At 64.5% G+C, this 18953-nt stretch carries 18 protein-coding genes and 1 pseudogene; 4 read left to right on the forward strand and 15 right to left on the reverse strand.

The genetic code is table 11. The features are described from left to right. Positions 1 to 55: 55 nt before the first annotated feature. Positions 56 to 1804, reverse strand: a pseudogene (locus ACFDTG_RS12965) (S46 family peptidase); the annotation flags it as partial. 84 nt (positions 1805 to 1888) lie between these two features. Continuing rightward, positions 1889 to 2326: a redox-sensitive transcriptional activator SoxR gene (gene soxR, locus ACFDTG_RS12970; RefSeq protein WP_375291455.1), complete on the reverse strand. Its 438-nt coding sequence runs from the start codon at positions 2324 to 2326 to the stop codon at positions 1889 to 1891. Between the two features lie 97 nt (positions 2327 to 2423). On the opposite strand from soxR, the gene ACFDTG_RS12975 reads away from it, so the two are divergent. Next, positions 2424 to 2828, forward strand: coding sequence for a VOC family protein (locus tag ACFDTG_RS12975; RefSeq protein WP_375291456.1), 405 nt, complete (start codon positions 2424 to 2426; stop codon positions 2826 to 2828). 64 nt (positions 2829 to 2892) lie between these two features. Here the strand turns inward: ACFDTG_RS12975 and ACFDTG_RS12980 are convergent, their stop codons facing one another. From ACFDTG_RS12980 to ACFDTG_RS12995, 4 genes are all read right to left on the reverse strand, one after another. After that, a complete protein-coding gene (locus ACFDTG_RS12980; protein WP_375291457.1) occupies positions 2893 to 3204 on the reverse strand; it encodes an ArsR/SmtB family transcription factor in 312 nt (103 codons plus the stop codon). A gap of 134 nt (positions 3205 to 3338) precedes the next feature. After that, positions 3339 to 3944 (reverse strand): hypothetical protein, encoded by a 606-nt coding sequence (locus ACFDTG_RS12985; protein WP_375291458.1) that lies wholly within the window; start codon positions 3942 to 3944, stop codon positions 3339 to 3341. A 120-nt stretch (positions 3945 to 4064) separates the two neighbouring features. Further along, entirely contained in the window at positions 4065 to 5099 is a 1035-nt protein-coding gene (locus ACFDTG_RS12990; RefSeq protein ID WP_375291459.1) for a 2-oxoacid:ferredoxin oxidoreductase subunit beta, read from the reverse strand. 1 nt (position 5100) lies between these two features. Continuing rightward, positions 5101 to 7104 (reverse strand): 2-oxoacid:acceptor oxidoreductase subunit alpha, encoded by a 2004-nt coding sequence (locus ACFDTG_RS12995; RefSeq protein WP_375291460.1) that lies wholly within the window; start codon positions 7102 to 7104, stop codon positions 5101 to 5103. A gap of 169 nt (positions 7105 to 7273) precedes the next feature. On the opposite strand from ACFDTG_RS12995, the gene ACFDTG_RS13000 reads away from it, so the two are divergent. Continuing rightward, positions 7274 to 8224 (forward strand): alpha/beta hydrolase, encoded by a 951-nt coding sequence (locus tag ACFDTG_RS13000; protein ID WP_375291461.1) that lies wholly within the window; start codon positions 7274 to 7276, stop codon positions 8222 to 8224. A 3-nt stretch (positions 8225 to 8227) separates the two neighbouring features. After that, a complete protein-coding gene (locus ACFDTG_RS13005; RefSeq protein ID WP_375291462.1) occupies positions 8228 to 8716 on the forward strand; it encodes an RNA pyrophosphohydrolase in 489 nt (162 codons plus the stop codon). A 1-nt stretch (position 8717) separates the two neighbouring features. On the opposite strand, the gene ACFDTG_RS13010 is transcribed toward ACFDTG_RS13005, so the two are convergent. The 5 genes from ACFDTG_RS13010 to ACFDTG_RS13030 all read right to left on the reverse strand — a co-directional run bounded on the left by ACFDTG_RS13010 (position 8718) and on the right by ACFDTG_RS13030 (position 13474). Further along, positions 8718 to 9236: a hypothetical protein gene (locus ACFDTG_RS13010; RefSeq protein WP_375291463.1), complete on the reverse strand. Its 519-nt coding sequence runs from the start codon at positions 9234 to 9236 to the stop codon at positions 8718 to 8720. Between the two features lie 3 nt (positions 9237 to 9239). Then, positions 9240 to 9749: a tetratricopeptide repeat protein gene (locus ACFDTG_RS13015; RefSeq protein WP_375291464.1), complete on the reverse strand. Its 510-nt coding sequence runs from the start codon at positions 9747 to 9749 to the stop codon at positions 9240 to 9242. Positions 9750 to 9818: 69 nt separating this feature from the next. Next, on the reverse strand, positions 9819 to 10991 hold the full coding sequence (locus ACFDTG_RS13020) for an RsmB/NOP family class I SAM-dependent RNA methyltransferase (RefSeq protein ID WP_375291465.1): 1173 nt from the start codon (positions 10989 to 10991) through the stop codon (positions 9819 to 9821). 7 nt (positions 10992 to 10998) lie between these two features. Continuing rightward, positions 10999 to 12453 (reverse strand): IMP dehydrogenase, encoded by a 1455-nt coding sequence (gene guaB / locus ACFDTG_RS13025; RefSeq protein ID WP_375291466.1) that lies wholly within the window; start codon positions 12451 to 12453, stop codon positions 10999 to 11001. A 265-nt stretch (positions 12454 to 12718) separates the two neighbouring features. Next, a complete protein-coding gene (locus ACFDTG_RS13030) occupies positions 12719 to 13474 on the reverse strand; it encodes a 3-hydroxybutyrate dehydrogenase (RefSeq protein ID WP_375291472.1) in 756 nt (251 codons plus the stop codon). 80 nt (positions 13475 to 13554) lie between these two features. On the opposite strand from ACFDTG_RS13030, the gene ACFDTG_RS13035 reads away from it, so the two are divergent. Further along, positions 13555 to 14403 (forward strand): neutral zinc metallopeptidase, encoded by an 849-nt coding sequence (locus ACFDTG_RS13035; RefSeq protein ID WP_375291467.1) that lies wholly within the window; start codon positions 13555 to 13557, stop codon positions 14401 to 14403. Between the two features lie 63 nt (positions 14404 to 14466). Here ACFDTG_RS13035 and creD read toward each other — a convergent pair whose 3' ends face one another. The 4 genes from creD to ACFDTG_RS13055 form a co-directional block, all read right to left on the reverse strand. Next, positions 14467 to 15861, reverse strand: coding sequence for a cell envelope integrity protein CreD (gene creD, locus ACFDTG_RS13040; protein ID WP_375291468.1), 1395 nt, complete (start codon positions 15859 to 15861; stop codon positions 14467 to 14469). Positions 15862 to 15993: 132 nt separating this feature from the next. Continuing rightward, positions 15994 to 17682 carry a M56 family metallopeptidase gene (locus ACFDTG_RS13045; protein WP_375291469.1) on the reverse strand — a complete coding sequence of 563 codons (1689 nt, stop codon included), beginning with the start codon at positions 17680 to 17682 and terminating at the stop codon, positions 15994 to 15996. After that, a complete protein-coding gene (locus tag ACFDTG_RS13050; RefSeq protein ID WP_375291470.1) occupies positions 17679 to 18068 on the reverse strand; it encodes a BlaI/MecI/CopY family transcriptional regulator in 390 nt (129 codons plus the stop codon). The genes ACFDTG_RS13045 and ACFDTG_RS13050 overlap by 4 nt, the downstream gene beginning before the upstream one ends. A 114-nt stretch (positions 18069 to 18182) precedes the next feature. Continuing rightward, positions 18183 to 18953, reverse strand: a 771-nt coding sequence (locus ACFDTG_RS13055) for an FAD-binding protein (RefSeq protein ID WP_375291471.1), incomplete at its 5' end; no start/stop codon positions are given.

Here is an 18953-nt window from a genome sequence, read left to right on the forward strand (position 1 = left end):
CACCTCAATATCTTCGCCTTGAGAGCCCTCTTCTGGCGCTAGCTGAGAAAAGTACGTAAGTGACGCGTAGCGTGCTGTTGGCGTCCGGATATGCGATGGTGCCATTGGCCTTCTGCCACTGCGTGATCGCCTCCATATAGGCGGGGCGCAGCGCCAGCGACCGCCCGGCGCGTTCCTTCTCCGCATTCTCCAGGCTCAATTCGTAATCGTAGAGCGCCACCGCCAGCTTTAGGAGGGGATCGTCGCTCGCCTCGATCTGGGCCGGGGTGGCATCCATCAGTGCGAGCCGCCGCTCCGCCTCGTCAAGCTGGGTGGCTTCGTACAGGCCGTCGATCCTGCGCTGCAAAGCGGCGCGATCGACCGTGCCCGTCAGCCCCAGCGCCTTGTCGAGCGCGTCGACCCTCTGATCGGCTGGCTGGTCCAGATAGCGACCGAGGAATAGCATCCATTCTGCCTTTTCGACCGTGGGGTCGAACCGGCGGTCCAGCGCCTGAAGCCCCTGACGAATAAAGGTGAGATCGCGGTCCTGATAGCCTGGCTCGCGCTCGGCATCGGGCTTTTGCCGTTCCTTGGCCAGGCGATAAACGCGCTGCGCCGCGCTCAGAAGCTGCGAATTGGTGGCGAGATTATAGGCCAGGTTCTTGCGACCTTCGGCCGCCGTATCGGCAGTCAGCGTATCGAGATCGCGGATCGCGGTAGCATAACCCGCGCGCTTCGCGTCGCCCGCGATCCAGGCGTCCAGCGCCTGTTCGCGCTCGCGCCGCCGGTCGATCAGCCCGACCCGGCGCGCGCCATCGATCTGACCGCGCAGGTTCTTTTCCACATTGTTGAGGCTGGCGAGGCGCGATTCATATTTCACCCGCGCGTCGGACCCTTCGGGCGCAGCCTCTTCGATGGTATCGATCCAGTCGTTGTAGAGCGCCACCGACATGGGATATTCCCAGCCAAAAGTGTTTTCGACATCGCCCAGCCGTGCATAGCGCGACGTGCGACCCGGGTAGCCGGCCGCCATGACGAAATCGCCTTCCTTCAAGCCGCCCGCGCTCACCTTAAGATGATGCTTGGGACGATAAGGGACGTTTTCCTTGGCGAAATCCGCCGCCGAGCCATCGGGGGCCACATAGGCGCGATAGAATGAGAAATCGCCGGTGTGGCGCGGCCACATCCAGTTGTCGATATCGCCACCGTACTTCCCGATGCTGTCGGCAGGGGCATAGACCAGGCGCACGTCCCGCACCTCCAGCCGCTTGATAAGCTTGTACTGCGCACCGCCGTAGAAGCTCGCGACCTGGCAGCGGTGCCCGGCATCCTGCTCGCATTCGGCGACCAGATCCTTATCGCGCTGCTCGATCAGGTCGTAACGCGCGCGCGGCGCCAGACGATCGGTCCCGCTGCGCATCCGATCGGTGACATCGGTAACCTCCACCGTCACATATATGCGCGATCCGGGGGCGGCCTGCAGCTCGTCGGCCTTGCTGCGCGCGATGAAGCCGTTTTCCAGATAGTTGTTCTCGGCGGTGGAATTGTACTGCACCGAACCGCGCGCGCAGTGGTGGTTGGTCACCACCAGGCCCTCGGGCGATACGAAGCTGGCCGAACAGCCGCCAAGGGAGACGATCGCGCCCATCGGAAATTCGGTCAGGTCGGTCAGCCGCCGGGGATCGATCTCAAGACCCTTCTCGCGAAGATCGTCCGCGATAAGCGGTAACTGGTCGGGGGTGAACATGCCTTCTTCCGCTGCCAGTGGCGGGGCGCCGGCGGCCGTTCCGGCAAGAAGAAGCGGAAGGGCAATGGTCTTGCGCATGAAAGATGAACTCCGTGAAGAATGTGTTTCGGACGGGTGGGGGTTCACCCGATGAGATTTTGTCTCGTAGGCGATAAACCGCGGCTATCGCAACACCCGCGGGCCGGCGCGCTTTGCCCCCCACTTGTCGTCGCGATTGTAGAGCGCGCAACTTTTCAGGCTGAGGCAGCCGCAGCCGATGCAGCCGTCCAGATCCTGCCTGATTGTCTGGAGGCGGTGGATTTCATTGTTCAGCCGATTGCGGATTTCGTGGCTGATCTGAGACCAGTCGCGTGCATTGGGGGTCCGGCCCTGCGGTAGCCGCGCGAGTGCGGCCCCGATCTCGTCCAGCGACAGGCCCATCTTCTGCGCGATCAGGATGAAGCTCAGCCGACGGATGTCCGCGCGCAGGAAACGCCGCTGATTGCCCCCGGTGCGCAGCGCCTCGACCAGGCCCTTCTCCTCGTAATAGCGGATTGCCGAGACGCTGATTCCGGTGCGGCGCGCCAGATCGCCGATCGTGAGGATATCGCTCGCCTGCATCGATCACGGTGATAACTCTTTCCAACCTTGACCTCAAGTCAGCTTGAGGTTGCATCATGCGCAGCGTTCCGATTCGAACACCATCAGGAGAACGCCGATGAGCCACATTTCCACCGCGCCAGCCCGCCCCGAACAGGCCCGCCTCGAACACGTTAATATCTCGGTCAGCGATCCCCACCGGACGGCCGATATGCTCGAAAGGCTGACGGGCTGGACCCGCCGCTGGGAAGGGCCGGCGATGAACGGCGGTCGCACCATCCACCTGGGCAGCGCGGATGCTTATATCGCGATCTACTCCAATCCCGCCGTCTCGGGCGGCTTCGCCAAGGGCGCGCCGATGAACCACATCGGGATCGCGGTGACCGATCTCGCCGCTGCGGAGGCGATCGTACGGGCGGTGGGATACGAGCCTTTCAATCTCTCGGCCTACGATCCGGGTCCGCGCAGCTTCTATTTCCTCGACTCCGACGGAATCGAATTCGAAGTGCTGAGCTATAGTTGAGACTGCGCGATTCCTTCGGCGACCCGCCCATTCGTCAGTGTGATCAAGCGGGTGATCGACAGCTTCAGTGCAGGCGCGGCTCGTCCTGGGCGAAACCAGCCATGGCGGCAAGGGGCACATCCTCGAACCGCGTGAGCCAGCGCCGCGCCATTTTCGCCAGCGGCAGCGGATTGAGATAATGACGTTTGCACCGACCGTCTCGTTGAGAGGCGACGAGTTCGGCCTTCTCAAGGATTGCCAGATGCTTGGCCACCGCCTGCCGGGTCATAGGCAGGCCCGCGCCAAGTTCCGAAAGCGTCAGCCCGCCCTCCGCACTCAGCCGGTCGAGCAGCGTGCGGCGGGTGGGATCAGACAGGGCGACGAAGGTGTCCGTCATGGCGCGAAGCTATGCCGCCCGCCCCGAGTCGCTCAATTGCCGTCAGTGGGTTTTCCCCAGCCCCTCTCCAGCCCGCAACGGGAAAAAGCGGCACCCTTGCGGGCACCGCTTTCCGTGGCGATTGCCGTGGCGAATTAGCTGGGTGTGACGGCCGATGTCCGCGCGTTCTGGAACTCTTCCGGCTGGAGATAGGTGTCCCCATCCTGATCGAAATAGAAGAACGTCTGCCCCGCCTTGTTGATCTGATCCTGCGTCAGATACGGCTTCGTCGCGTCATTGGGCTTGGGCTTCGTCGGATTCGCCGGCACTGCCCAGATGGCATATTCCGCCGTCGACAGTTTCCCGTCGTCGTTCCGGTCGAGGAAGGCAAAATCCATCTCTGCGCGCGGCGGCATCGTCATGACGGATGAATCTTCATTGCCATTCGTTGTCTGTTCGCTCGACGAGTTCTGCGTGTCGCCACTCATCGTCCCGCCGCCGCTGGCCGATTCCTGCATCATGGCATCGGTGTTGGCGTCGTACTCGTCGCTAACTGCCTGCCAATCCATGGAATCATAGGCCGCCTGCTGTGTCTCATTCATGTCACCGCCGACCGGATAGGCGTCGTCCATCATGGTGGTCTCGGTCGTCATCTCAGTGGCTGGCGTATCCATCGCGGTGTCGTCGGCATCGGGCTCCCCACAGGCAGAAAGGGCGAGCAGACCGGCCGAAGCAAGTGCGATTCCAATAGTATTCTTCACGAATTATCTCCTGGGTTGCTTGAAAAGGCGAGGGGTGATCCCCCTTCCGCCAAGGCGCGAAGCCTTCGCTCAAACAACGCAGGACTATCGAATTTGTTCAAATTTCCAAAGGTCAGGCGGTCAGACTGGGTCTTGTGCGGTCCCATCGACAGTCCACGTTTGCCCGGATGCGAGCAGGCGCGAGAGGTTCGGTTCCTTGCCAGCGATCGCCCTCTCCCGATCCGCGATGACCCCTTCCTCGAAGGTCGGTGTGGGATCATCGTAAAGAACACCGAGCGCCATCGGGAAGGGTCCGAAAGGCATCTCCACCAGCATGTGCGCAATCGTGCGATTGGTGACATCGTGGACGATGACTTTGGCCCCTTCCCAATCGCCATCGACCACGTCGACCACCCCGAGCCGCAGCGTCTCGCGGTTTAGGGTAAGCCCAAGTTTTCCACCTGCGAACAGCATCGGTTCGCCATCCTCCAGCCAAAGCTGGCGATCCTCCGCACCCTTGGGGGCGGCGAAATCGTCGAACACGTCCTTGTTGTAGACGATGCAGTTCTGAAAGATCTCCACGAAGGCCGCGCCCTTGTGGGCGTGCGCCGCCGTGAGAACTTCGGGCAGCTTCTTCGAGACATCGAACCCGCGCGCCACGAAACGCGCGCCCGCCCCGAGTGCGAAGGCGCAGGGCCGCGCAGGGTGATCGACCGATCCCAGCGGCGTGGACGGGCTTCTGGTGCCTTCGCGGCTCGTGGGCGAATACTGGCCCTTGGTGAGGCCATAAATCTCGTTGTTGAACAGCATGATTTGCATGTTCACATTGCGCCGAAGAACATGCATCAAGTGATTGCCGCCAATGGACAATCCATCCCCGTCGCCAGTCACCAGCCAGATATCGAGATCGGGATTGGCGAGCTTGATCCCGGTCGCGAAGGCAGGCGCCCGGCCATGTATGGTGTGGAAGCCGTAGCTTTCGATGTAATAGGGAAAGCGGCTGGAACAGCCGATACCGCTGACAAACACCGTCTTCGCCGGGTCGGCGCCAAGCTGCGGCAGCGTGCGCTGAACCGCCTTCAGGATCGCATAGTCCCCGCAACCCGGGCACCAGCGCACCTCCTGGTCGGTCTCCCAGTCCTTGAGGGTGGTGGTGATGGGGGTCATGTCATTCACGTCAGTTGTCCCTGTCGTGCATCATGCGCAGATCGCGCGGGGTGGTACCGTCATCGTGGCCGGACTCGGGGTTGGGAAGCTGCTGCTCGTTCGCCTCGATGTCCTCACCGCCAGCATTGCCCTTGATACCATCGAAATAGGTCGCGATCGCCGCTTCGAGTTCGGCGATCTGGAATGGCTGTCCGCTGACCTTGGTGAGCGGTTGCGCGTCGATCAGATACTGGTCGCGTAGCACGGTCTTGAACTGGCCGGTGTTCATCTCGGGCACCAGCACCCTGTCGAAACCGCGCAGAAGTTCTCCCAGATTGGCGGGAAGCGGCCAGATGTGGCGCACGTGAATATGACTGACGTCCATTCCCTGCCGCCGCGCGCGCAGCACCGCCTGATGGATCGGGCCGTAAGTGCTGCCCCAGCCGACAAGGGCGAGTTTTCCGCTGGTCTCTCCGAGCTCGACCGTCTGGTCGGGCACATTTACGCCCTGCACCTTGTCCGCACGCGCATCGGTCATCGCCTGATGGTTGCCGGGCGAATAATCGAGGTGGCCCGTTTCGACCGCTTTCTCGATCCCGCCGATGCGATGCATCAATCCCGGCGTACCGGGCTTGATCCAGGGACGTGCGCCCTTCTCGTCACGCTTGTAGGGGAGCAGAACGTCCTCGCCATCGGTGTCCTTGGCGTTCTTTTCGCCCAGGAACGTCGCCGGCATGCGCTCGAACGTGTCGGGATCGGGCACCAGCCACGGCTCGGCCGCATTGGCGATATAGCCATCCGTCAGAAGCATGACCGGCGTCATGTACTGTACCGCGATCCGGCAAGCTTCGATGGCGCATTCGAACACGTCGGCGGGGCTACGCGCGGCAACCACCGGCATCGGCGCGTCCCCATTGCGACCATAGACGGCCTGATACAGGTCGCTCTGCTCGGTTTTCGTCGGAAGCCCGGTCGATGGGCCGCCGCGCTGGCTGTTGACGATCACCAGCGGCAGTTCGGTCATGATGCCGAGGCCAATTGCCTCGGTCTTGAGGGCGATGCCCGGTCCGCTCGAACTGGTGACGCCCAGACTGCCTGCATAGCTGGCCCCGATGGCGGCGCAGATGGCAGCAATCTCGTCCTCCGCCTGGAAGGTCGTGACGCCGTATTCCTTTAGCCGGGCGAGATGATGAAGAATCGCGCTGGCAGGAGTGATCGGGTAGCCGCCGAAGAACAGCGGCAGGTTGAGCAAGCGCGCCCCCGCCACCAGGCCCAGAGCCACCGCTTCGGCACCGGTAATGGTCCGATAAAGGCCGGGCGCGCTCGGCACCGGATCGAGATGGAGCTGGCGCAGCGGGCCGGACAGCTCGGCCGTTTCGCCATAGGCATGGCCGGCGTCGAGCGCCGCTATGTTCGCCGCGGCGATATCGGGCGCCTTGGTGAACTTCTGGTTCAGCCAGTCGTGGATCGGCTTGCGCGGACGGCCGAACATCCACAACGCCAGCCCCAGGGTCCACATGTTCTTGGACCGGAGCGCGTCCTTGTTGCCGAGGCCAAACGGTTTGACCGCCTCGACCGTGCGCTCCGAAATATCGAAGGCCAGCAGGTCGTATTTGGCGAGGCTGCCATCCTCCAGGGGATTGGAGTCGTATTTGGCCTTTTCGAGGTTACGCTTGGTAAAGGCGCCGGTGTCGGCGATGATCAGTCCACCGGGCTTCACGGCGGAAAGATTGGTCTTCAGCGCGGCGGGGTTCATCGCCACCAACACATCGGGCGCATCGCCGGCGGTATCGATCTGACGGCTGCCGAAATTGATCTGAAACGCCGACACACCGAAGAGCGTGCCCTGCGGCGCCCGAATTTCCGCCGGAAAATCGGGAAAGGTCGCGAGGTCGTTACCCGCCAGCGCGGTCGAAAGCGTGAACTGCCCGCCCGTCAACTGCATGCCATCGCCCGAGTCACCGGCGAAGCGGACCACTACGGTTTCGTGAGCTTCCGCCGCGCGCTGCGGCATTTCGACCTGTTTGGTCGCCATTATCATACCTCATCATGGCGCAACCAGCGCCCGTCACTGCCGGGCGAGCTAGGAAGCCGCCTCCCTTCCGGCAAGCAAGATTTTCACGCTAGGCCACAATTGCAGCATGGAAAACCCCGATTGGCACGCTAGGGTTGCAAAAAACAACGAGAATGACAGGAGAGGCGCCATGGCAGACACCGAACACTATGTCCGCGATGACGTGCGCGGGTTTCTCGACATGCTCGAAGCCATGGGGAGTCAGGGCGTCGAAGAGGTCGGTGCCGATGCCGGCAGGGAGCAGATGCGCGTGCTGGGTTCGCTGGCCGAAGCGGAGGCGCGCAGCCTCGCCGTTATCAGGGATCTGACCTGCCCGGACCCGGCGGGGGACATTCCGCTGCGGTTGTACGATACGAAGGAAAGCCGCGAGCCGGGGCCCTGCGTGGTCTTCATCCACGGGGGCGGCTTCGTGATTGGGGACATCGGCGTCTACAACGCCCTGTGCACCGAGATTTCGCACCATCTCGATCTGCCTGTCGTTTCCGTCGAATACCGTCTGGCGCCCGAACATCCCTTCCCCGCGGCCCCCGACGATTGCGAGGCGGCGGCACGATGGATCGCCTCCTCCCCCGAGGCACTCGGGCGGAAGGTGACCGGCCTGGTCATCACCGGTGACAGCGCGGGGGGCAATCTGACCATCGTGACTACCAACGCGCTGCAGGCGTCCCCCGCCGATGTGCCCGTGATCGTGCAGGCGCCGATCTACCCGGTCGCGGACGATGTCGGGAAGCATGAAAGCTTCAGGGATTTCTCCGAGGGCTTCCTGCTGACGGGCGCCACCATGGCGTGGTTCACCGAACAATATGACGGCGACCCGAAGGATCCGCGCCACACCCCCATGGCGGGGGACTGCTCCAACACCCCGCCAACGGTGCTATGCACCGCCGGGCTCGACCCCTTGCGCGATTCGGGCCGCAATTATGCCGCGCACCTTGTCCAGTTGGGTACCGATGTCATGTATCTCGAATTCCCTGGTATCATTCATGGTTTCACCACGCTGCGCAAAGCGATCCCCAGCGGGCAGAAGGATGTCGAAGCCTTTCTGGACGGTATCAGGGTGATGCTGGCGAGGCACGGCTGACCCATGGCACGAAGCAAGGCAGCTACCCTGGGATATCGCCCGTGCGTGGGCGTGATGCTTGTCAACGCGGAAGGCCGCGTTTTCGTGGGGCGCAGGATTGACAACCGCGAGGGCGACTGGTGGCAGATGCCCCAGGGCGGCGTCGATGAGGGCGAGGATCTGAGGGAAGCGGCCCTGCGCGAATTGCACGAAGAGACCGGCGTTACCGAAGCGCATGCGTCGATCATCGGCAAGATGGACGATCCCATCCGCTACGACCTCCCGGACGAACTTATCGGCAAGCTGTGGGGCGGCAAGTACAAGGGACAGGAACAGGTCTGGTATTGCGCTCGCTTCACCGGATCGGATGGCGACGTGAACCTGGAAGCGCACGATCCGCCCGAGTTCTGCGACTGGAAATGGGTCGAGCCCGAGGAACTGCCCGAGCTGATCGTGCCGTTCAAAAAGCGCGTCTATCGCGCGGTGGTGGAAGCCTTTAGGGACCTGGTCTGATCTACATCGACCAGTTAGCGACCTGCCCGTATCCCGACCAGGTTGCGCTTTCGATCAGGCGAAGCGTAGCTGGCCGGCCCATCCGGTATTCGATCAGGAACAGGTGCAAGATTGGCATGTTCGAACAATCGGGGCCGATGCCTCCGGGCGCCTGCTCGCTCACCGCCGCGAATGCGTATTCGCCGACGGCACTGAGCGTTTGCAGCGAGCGGTAATCGTCGGGCCGGGTGAACATCGTATCGAAAAGCCGCCGAGGTTCCGGGTCGTCAGCGGCTGCGATATATTGCCGGAGCATGTCCTCCGACGGCAGATCTTCGCTCCCGCGAGGGCCATGGAACGTGCCGAGGAACCGCAACTCGTCCCGTGCGAACCACGCTTCGAACAGTTTTGCGAGCCGCGGCAGACGCTCCGCGTAAGTGGCGGCGGATTCGACCGCGATGCTGCATGCCGAAGCCTTGCCGGCGGTGCCTGCGATGGCGGGAACGAGGGCGAACAGCCCCAGCGCCTTGCGCCGGTCCAAGTCTCAGTTCGCCTGCGGAGTGGCGGTTTCGGGAATGCTGGCTTCCGCGGTCTGGACCCTCAGGATCGGGCCACGCGTGATCGCGACGCTCAGGCTCTGCGCCGGTGCGCAGGTCGCGCTACCACATTCCTCCTGCACCTTTGCGAGCTTCTCCTTGGCCTTGGCGATCGCGCCCTTTTCGGCCAGCGCGCTGCCCTCCCCCGCCAGTGCATCGACGTTGTCGGGTTCGCGGTCCAGCGCCTCGCGGTAATAGCGGATGGCCTTGCCCTGCAGCCCGTTGGCGCGCGCGGCCTCTGCCAGGCGGAGCAGGGTCGGCGTATAACCCGGATCGAGCGTGAGCGCCGATTCGAACGCGTCGATGGCGCCATTGGTGTCACCGGACTGAAGCGCAGCCTGGCCTTCCGCCAGCATCTCGGCGGCGGCCGGTGTCGGGCTGCGTGCCGCCCCGTAGCTCACGCTCGCGCTCAAGGCTAAAGCCAGCGAAAGGGCGGCGGCGGCGGGTGCGTAGCGCATCAATCTCTCCAAGAGGGTCTGATTCTCGATGTCGGCCCAGGCAGGCATATCATGGGCGACGTAACATGGTTAAGCTGCACAGGCGATGAAAAAGCCGTCCGTGCCATCGCTTAACGGCGTAAGGCGCATTCCTTTCCCGCGCTCGCTGCCGAGCGGCAGGGCCAGCGGCCTCGCAGCGAGGTCCGGGTGGCGAGCGAGGAAGCCGTCGAATTGCCCCGCCCCCTCCTCATCGAGAAGCGAGCAGACCACATAGACGATCCGCCCGCCCGGCTTCACCAGCGCGGCGGCGAGGTCGAGGACATGCGCCTGCGTCGCGGCCAGGCGACCCAGCGCCTCGGGCGTCAGTCGCCAGCGCGCTTCGGGATTGCGCCGCCAGGTCCCCGTGCCGGAACAGGGCGCATCCACGATCACCGCATCGACCGATCCCGCGAGATCTTGCAGCGCTTCCATCTCGCGGCCCGGATCGAGCAGGCGTGTTTCGACCACGGAGGTGCCCGCTCTTTGTGCCCGCGGGGCAAGGCGGGACAGGCGCTGGCGATCGGTATCGCTGGCAATAAGGCGGCCCTGGTTCCGCATGTCGGCTGCCAGCGCCAGCGTCTTCCCGCCCCCGCCCGCGCAAAGGTCCACCACGGTTTCTCCGGGCTGCGCGCCAACCGCAAGGCAGGCAATCTGCGATCCGGTGTCCTGCACCTCGAACAGCCCCTCACGCCAGGCGTCCCACTGTTCGACCGGCAGGCCGGGGGGGAAGCGAAGCCCGTTTGGCGCGGCAGTCGGTTCGCCCGCCTCGGGAAGCGCGATCGTGGCACGTTCGGCCTTCAGCGCGTTGACCCTGATGTCGAGCGGAGCGCGATCGAGCAGGGCCGCCGCCTGCTCGGCGGTCACACCCGAGTCCGTCAGCCGCCGCTCCAGCCAGTCGGGCGCTACGCCGCCATCGGCAATGGGCTCTTCGGGAGCAACCTGCGCGGGGCCGTATTGCGATCCGTCGAACAGGGGGAGCAATACCGTATCCGCCTCCGCCGCACGCAGCATCGCGGCCCGGCCCGATTGCGGGATCGGACCACAGGCCCGGATCGCGCCATAGACCAGTTCGCGGATTGCCCGGCGGTCCTTGGAGCCCGCGAAGCGATGGCCCTTGAACCAGTCGGCCAGAATGCGGTCGGCGGGCGCGCCCTGCGCGTTCGCAGCCTCGATCACCCGATCGAGCAACTCGATCGCCGATTGTACGCGCGCCGAAGGTGTCATCGACCGATCATCGAGTCGGGTAGTTCGGGGCCTCGCGCGTGATGCTCACATCGTGCACGTGGCTCTCGGCCAGCCCCGCATTGGTGATGCGCACGAACTTGGCGCGGGTGCGCAAATCCTCGATCGTGGCGCTGCCGGTATAACCCATCGCCGCCTTGATGCCGCCCACCAGCTGATGAACCACCGCCGCCGCCGGACCCTTGAAAGGCACCTGCCCCTCGATCCCTTCGGGCACCAGCTTCTGCTGGCTGACGTCCTGCTGGAAATAGCGGTCGGCGCTGCCGCGCGCCATGGCGCCCACGCTGCCCATCCCGCGATAGGCCTTGTAGCTGCGGCCTTGATAAATGAAGGTTTCGCCCGGCGCTTCCTCGGTTCCGGCAAGCATGGAGCCGACCATCACCACGTTCGCGCCGGCGGCCAGAGCCTTGGCTGCATCGCCGCTGGTCCTGAGGCCGCCGTCGCCGATGATCGGCACCCCGGCCTTGGCGGCCGCCTCGGCACATTCCATGATCGCGGTAAGCTGCGGTACACCGACGCCGGCCACCACGCGGGTCGTGCAGATGGAGCCGGGGCCGATCCCCACCTTCACCGCATCGGCACCGGCATCGATGAGTGCGCGGGTCGCTTCCCCCGTGGCGACGTTTCCGGCGATGACCTGCACCGCGTTGCTCAGCTTCTTCACCCGCTCCACGGCGCGCGACACGTCCTTGTTGTGGCCGTGCGCGGTGTCGATCACGACGACGTCCACCTCCGCGTCGATCAGCGCCTCGGTCCGCTCGAAACCCTTGTCGCCCACGGTGGTCGCCGCCGCCACGCGCAGGCGCCCTGTCTCGTCCTTCGTCGCATCGGGATAGGCGACCGCCTTCTCGATATCCTTGACGGTGATGAGGCCGACGCACTTGCCGGCATCGTCCACCACCAGCAGCTTCTCGATCCGGCGCTGGTGCAGCATCCGGCGCGCCTCGTCCTGCCCGGTGCCAAGCGGCACGGTGGCAAGGTTCTCGGTCGTCATCAGTTCGCGCACCGGCTGGCGCGGGTTTTCGGCGAAGCGGACATCGCGATTGGTGAGGATGCCCACCAGCCTGCCGTCGCGGTCGGTCACCGGAATGCCGCTGATCCGGTTGGCGGCCATGAGCTCCTGCGCCTGACCCAGCGTGGCGTCGGGGCCGATGGTGATGGGATTGACCACCATGCCGCTTTCATAGCGCTTGACCGCGCGCACCGCCGCGGCCTGATCGGCCACCTCGAAATTGCGGTGGAGCACGCCAATCCCGCCGAGCTGCGCCATGGCGATCGCCATGTCGGCTTCTGTCACCGTATCCATCGCGCTGGAGATCACCGGAATGTTGAGGCGTATCGCCCGCGTCAGCTGGGTCGAGGTATCGGCCATGGAGGGCACGATGTCGCTTTCGGCCGGACGCAGCAGCACGTCGTCGAAGGTCAGGCCGAGGGTAATGTCCATGAATGCCACTTTCGGATCAGCGGGGGGAGAATCGTGGCGGCCCATGTAACGACAGGGGCCGCGATTAGCTAGAGGGTCGCGAGCCTCCACGCTCCGGCTGACAACCGGCCCGCACAGGAACGGAAGTTCACGGTAAGTTCAGGCCAAAACCGTTCGCGGAATGTCAGGAAAATCTCGCCAGCTCAACCACTTAGATGACATAACCAAATAGGTGATTTTTGTCAAGAGGCTCTCACCACAGGGCGCGCCGCAAGGCGCCAACCCATCAGTCCGCCGTCCAGCCGCCGTCGATACTCCAGTTCGCGCCGTTCACATTGCGCGCTTCGTCGCGGCACAGGAACACCGCCATCGCGCCGATATCTTCGGGCTGGACGAAATCCTTGGTCGGCTGCTTGGCCAGCAGGACATCGTTGATCACCTGCTCGCGCGACATCCCGCGCGCCTTCATCGTGTCGGGGATCTGGTTTTCCACCAGCGGGGTCCAGACATATCCCGGGCTGATCGCGTTTACGGTCACGCCCTTTTCGGCCACTTCCAGCGCGACCGTCTTGGTCAGCCCGGCAATGCCGTGCTTGGCCGCGACATAGGCGCTCTTGAACGGCGAGGCGACCAGGCTGTGCGCGCTGGCGGTGTTGATGATGCGCCCCCATCCCTTCTCTTTCATGGCCGGAAGGGCAAGCCGGATGGTATGAAAGGCGGCGCTCAGGTTGAGCGCGATGATCTTGTCCCATTTGTCGACCGGAAACTCGTCGATCGGGGCGACATGCTGCATCCCGGCGTTGTTGACCAGAATGTCGATCTCCCCGGCGCCCGCCATCATCGCTTCGATCGCGGCGACATCGGTCAGGTCGCTGTCCCAGTGATCCGCGTAAAGTTCGTCCTTCAGCGCCGCAATCTCGTCCGCGTCCCCGAAGCCGTTGAGAACGACGTCCGCCCCCTCGGCGTGGAGCGCCCGTGCCACCGCGAGGCCGATGCCCGAAGTGGACCCGGTGACAAGGGCACGTTTTCCTGTAAGAAACATTTCGACCTCCGCTCGTTTAGGCTGCATCGAAGTCGCCATCGCCAATGCGAGCGGCGCGGTCAATTCAAGAGGGGCAAACCATGCGACTGAACCCGTTCAACACCGGCAACATCAATGTGCGCTCCAGCGGCGGCGGCGGCATGGGCAAGGCAGGGGGGCTGGGTTGCGGCACCATCGTCATCGCGGCGCTCGGTTATTTCATCTTCGGCATGGACCCGTTCCAGACGGCCGGCATGGTGGAAAACGTCTCGCAGTCCCAGCAGCAGGCGGGCCCGGCCAATACCGACGAACAGGCGATCTGCACCAGCGGCCCCTATGCCACCGAAGCCTGCAACGCGTTGCAATCGCTCAACCAGACATGGGCAAGCACTTTCCAGGACCAGGGCTTTGGCGACCGGTTCCAGCAGCCGACGCTGGATCTGTTCAGCGGCGGCGTGCGGACCGGCTGCGGCAACGCCAGCGCGGCGATGGGGCCGTTCTACTGCCCCAGCGACCAGACCATCTATATCGACACCAGCTTCTACGATCAGCTCGCACGCCAGCTTGGCGCACCGGGCGATTTCGCCCGCTATTACGTGATCGCGCATGAATATGGCCATCACATCCAGACGGTCACCGGGATCGCGGACCAGATCAGAAGCGCGCAATCGCAAAATCCGCGCCGCGCCAACCAGCTTCAGGTGCTGATGGAGTTGCAAGCCGATTGCTACGCCGGGGTCTGGGCGGGCAAGAACCGCAACCTGATCGAGCCCGGCGATATCGAGGAAGGCATGCAGGCCGCGGCAGCCATCGGCGACGATGCCTTGACGCAGGGTCGGGTGAGCAGCGAAAACTTCACCCATGGCACCAGCGCGCAGCGCAGCGAGGCCCTGCGCCTGGGGCTGGAGGGCGACGACAGAAGGTGCGATGCGATCGTAAACATGGGCTAGCCCGACTGGTCCTGGCCCGTCCGCCCGGCCACGTGAGCCGGGCGGTCACCTTGAGATAATAGCTCAGCCGAGCTCTTCCGCCGTAGCTTCGCGCCGCGCGCTCCAGTCGATGTGGCGTGTGGCGTACATCACCGCGGCCAGCGCCAGGAACATCAGCACCGCCCCGATCAGCAGCGAAAACGCCTCCAGGCTCAGCAGTACGTAGAGCAGCGCGTACAGCCCCAGCAGCAAGGCCCCGATGAAGCCGGACCGACGCCAGCTGCCCAGCACCGCCGCGCTATAGGCCGTCAGCAGGCCCACGATGGCCGCGCTGGCGACCAGATAGGCCAGCGTGAAGCCGATCACCTCCGCAAAAGCCAGCAGCAGGACAAAGAACAGGACCAGCCCCGCCCCGGTCAGCAGATATTCCGCCGCCGCCACGCGCGCGCCGCCGATCACGTCGAACATCAGGAAGGCGAGAAAGGTGAAGCCGATGAACAGGAAGCCGTATTTCACGCTGCGATCCACCTGGCTGTAAAGGTCCACCGGATCGATCAGGCGGATCGTGGCGGCATGGGCCTGCCCTTCGTCGCGGGCGCCTTCGACCATGGGCCGCATGTCCATGCCGCCTGCAAAGTCGACGGCCGGGGGGCCGAGATCGCTCAGCGTCACCATCGCTTCGCCAAGGGCGAGATTGGTTATTTGCCACCGGGCGTCGAAACCCTCGCCGGTTATACGGCGCGCGGCGGGGATGAAGTCGCCGCCGAAGCCCGGATGGGGCCATGCGGACTTCAACCGGATGTCGGTTTCGCCCCCGCGCGGGACGAACGCCAGCGCACGGCTGCCGCGCACCGAGAACTGCCAGTCGACCGCAAGCGGCGCGGCGCCATCCCAATCGAGAAAGCCATGAAAACCCGATCCGCCGCTCGCCGCCGGGCCGCGTCCGGGTTTGAGGGCAATCGTCTCGCCTCCCGCCGTAACGCGGGCACCGCCCTGAAGACCCCGGGGGTCGGACGCCCCGAAGCGCAGCTCCGCCTGATCCAGCAGAAGCTTGTCGCGCGGGACGCCGATCCGCTCCAGATCGTCGGGCAGTTCGAAGCGGGCCTGCCCGTTCAGATCGGCTAGATAGGTGACCGTCTCGTAAATCGAGCGGCGCTTCACCTCGGGCGTCAGGGTGCCGCTCACGACCTGCCTCTGCGGCGCCAGGAAAAGCTCCGCCCGCTCGGTGACGGTTCGGCCGAGGGTCCGGTTGCCATCGGTCTCGGTCACCTGCCGTTCGCGGTTGTAGGGGATCACCAGCAGCGGACCGGAAATGGTCTGCGGACCGCCCCACCCTTGCGTGATGGACGATTGCGCGGTCTGCGACTGGGTCTGGCGATCGGAAACCAGGCCGTAGACGAACAGAAGCGGCACCAGCAGCGCCGCGCCGACGCAAACGGCGATGAAAAGCTTGAAGCCCGGGGATCGATCGCGAAACATTTATCCACCTCTCGTTAGCGACGAACCGTGCTGTGAGAGCGATGAACTGAATTCCATATGAACTGTCGTCATGAACAAGGGGCCGGGCTCGCCCAGAGCCAAGCCCGGCCCCTCGCACTTACGGTGGAAGGATCAGTTGTGACCGAGCCCACGCAGAGCTTCGTCGATCGAACCCAGGGCCACGGCGCGCGCACTGGCGGTCATCTCCCTGTTCCGACTCACTTCGCGGCGTGCTTCGGCAAGGCCCCGCCTGGCTTCGTCGAACGCCACTGCCTGACAGATATAGATGGTTTCGCGGCCATTGCGGTCGGTCACGGTTTCCGTGACTTCGCGCTGCCCGCTCCGGCACGATGTCTTTACAATCGGCGCGGAGCTGCGCGCTTCGGCGATCGCAAGCTGAACTTCGCTGCGCATGCTGGCTTGCTCTGCGCGGCGTTCCGATGCCTCTGCCGCTCGTTCGCGGGCTTCCTCGGCACGGTCGCGGGCTTCTTCCGCGCGCAGGTGCGCTTCCTCGATCCGGTCCCGAACCTCCTCACGACGCTGTTCCGCTTCCTCGCGACGCTCTTGCGCCTCCTCGCGGCGCTGCTCGGCTTCCTCCAGCCGCTGCTCCATCTCTTCGCGCTGCCGGTCGGTCATCGCATCGCCGTGGCGCACGACGACGTGCTTCCTCACCGAGTGCCCATCGTCGGAGCGCTCTATCCAGACATAGCGGTTGCGGCCGTCGCTGCCCTGCTCGAGGTGGGCAAGCTCGGCATCGATATCGTGGATAGTGCCCATGTGGTCTTCCCATGCGGGCGGTGCCGGCGGCGCAGGAGGCATTGGCGCTTCGGGCGGCTCCGGCGCCAGCGGAGCGTCCGGTATCTCATCATGCGCGTAGCTGATGGATGCGGTAAGCGGCAGAGCCAGTGCAGCGCCCGCCAGCAGCATTCGCGCGGACCAGCGGCGGCGGCGTGTGGGATCCTTCATGGACAGCGCCTTCAGCCGGTGGACGATCGAACGATCGCCCAAGACAGGGCACGCCATCGGGGCGGCCAGGGCAAGCCGCGCGGTGGGGGCGGCGTTCTTGGCATAGCCGGCAATCACCTCCGCATAGGCGGCGCGGGCGACCCGTGGGCGGCCGATGATCACGCGGGCATCGCAGGCAGCTTCCTGATCCCGGCGCATCGCCTGCCACCCGTAGATGCCGAGTGGATTGAACCAGTGCAGCGCGAAGAGCGGTTGCACGATCATGTTGGCGAGCAGGTCGCGCCCACGGTGGTGCGCCAGCTCATGCGCCAGCGCGAGATCGCGGGCGCTGCGGTTGGCATTTGCCATGAACCCTTCCGGAAGAGCCACCACCTTGTCGATCACCCCGAAGGCCACCGGGCCATCGGCGCCCGGACTTTCGATCAGCCTGATCCGGCCACACTCTCCCACCGGGCGTGCGTTCGCCAGCAAGTCCCGGCGCATTCTGAAATACAGCGTGTAACGGCGGGCGAGGAAGATCGCGGCGCCCAGCAACCATAGCGCGATGGCCAAGGCCTGCCAGTCGAACGCCTCAGCTGGATAAGCCGATGCGACCGGCGCGGCAGTCACCGCCTCATAGGCGACCGGCACAAAGTCCGCCGCAGGCATGTCGGTCGCAGACACTGGCGCGACATCCGACGGGGCCAGCCACGCCGGGAGCACCAGCGGCGGCATCACCAGCCGCGCCATCGGGAGGAGCCACAGCCCATAGGCGGCACCCGCACCAAGGTGCCGGGAAACCGGGCGCCGCAGAACCAGCACCAGCGCGATCAGCGCGCCCGTCCAGACCAGCGTGTCGACGAGATATCCGCTCATGACTTCAGCTCCTTCAGCAGGCGCTCCATCTCGACGAGATCCTCGTCGGTCAGCGACTCGCTTTCGGCCAGTTGCGCGAACAGGGAAGCGGGCTTGCCGCCGAACAGCCGATCAAGCAGACGGCGGGACTCGGTGCCGACATAATCGGATCGCGCGATCTTCGGGGAGTAGAGAAAGCGCCGGCCTTCCGCCTCGGTCTCAACCGCGCCCTTGTTCACGAGCCGCGCCAGCAGCGTCTTGACCGTCGGCATCGACCAGTCGCGCTGGGTGCAGACCCGTTCGCACACATCGGCTGCGGAAAGCGGGCTCTGATCCCAGAGCGCCTCCATCACCGCATGCTCGGCTTCGGAGATCCGCTCCCCAATCACCTCATCGCGCTTCGCCAAGTCTTCCTCCCGTGTCGAAATCCATCAGACGATTACGCCTGTAGACACATCGACTACGCTTGTAAACCTTTTCGACGCATGAACCTCATGCGCTTCGTCGAAGCGGATCGACGTTTAGTAGACCCTTTTCTTCGGCTTGATGTACTCGATGTCGTCGGTGAGCGTGTATTCGTGCACCGGACGATAGCCGAGCGTCACGGTGCCGCCGCTGCCGCCCCAGCCGTCGAACCAGGCGAGCGAATGCTTCATCCAGGTGGCATCGTCGCGATCGGGGAAATCCTCGTGCGCATGCGCGCCGCGGCTTTCCTTGCGTGCTTCCGCGCTCGCCATGGTGACGTTCGCCTGCGCCATGAGGTTGTCGAGTTCGAGGGTCTCGATGAGGTCGGTGTTCCAGATCAGCGAACGGTCGGAAACGCGCACGTCCTCCAGCCGCTTGTTGATCTTCTCCAGTTCGACCACGCCTTCTTCCAGCCCCTTGCTGTCGCGGAACACGGCGGCGTGCTTCGTCATTGCCTTCTGCATCTCCGCGCGGATTTCGGCCGTCGGCGTGGCGCCCGCGGCGTTACGGAAATGGTCGAGACGGTTGAGCGCGAGATCGGCGCTGTCGGCGGGCAATTCGTCGTGGCTGGTGCCGGGCTTGATCAGGTCGCGCAGGCGGTGGCCGGTCGCGCGGCCGAAGACCACCAGATCGATCAGGCTGTTGGAGCCCAAGCGGTTGGCGCCGTGTACCGATACGCAGGCCGCCTCGCCCACGGCGAACAGGCCCGGCACGATCTTTTCGGGATCGCTCTTGTCCCCGGCGATGACTTCGCCGTGAAAGTTACAGGGTATGCCGCCCATGTTGTAGTGCACGGTCGGCACCACGGGCAGCGGTTGGCGGGTGAG

Origin of the sequence: Qipengyuania sp. (assembly GCF_042095715.1) — a bacterium.
GTDB lineage: Bacteria > Pseudomonadota > Alphaproteobacteria > Sphingomonadales > Sphingomonadaceae > Qipengyuania.